We start from the raw sequence: 252 nt of genomic DNA on the forward strand, positions 1-252 counted from the left end.
GAGGCGGGTGCCTGCGTCATTGTTGTATCAACCTCTCGTTCTTAACAGTGTGCTACTTGCGTCGCACGTTCCGCGCTCCGGGGCGGATCACGGGCATACCCACGGGAATGTGGGTCGTGCACACGTGTCCCCCGCCCGCGAGCGTGGAGAGTCTTTGGACGTGGACATCGAGCAGCTTGCCAAAGGCAAGCGTCTCGGCGTCGCACAGCTGCGGGAAATCTCCCGCGACATTTTGAATCGGGCAATGGCCCT

The 252-nt window shown here is 61.5% G+C and carries 1 pseudogene; it reads right to left on the bottom strand.

Going from position 1 to position 252, the window contains the following annotated elements:
- Positions 1-52: 52 nt before the first annotated feature.
- Positions 53-252, bottom strand: a pseudogene (locus tag QP415_RS12330) (transcriptional regulator); the annotation flags it as partial.

The sequence above is a fragment of the Pauljensenia sp. UMB3104 genome (assembly GCF_030217285.1).
In the GTDB taxonomy this organism is placed as follows: Bacteria; Actinomycetota; Actinomycetes; order Actinomycetales; family Actinomycetaceae; genus Pauljensenia.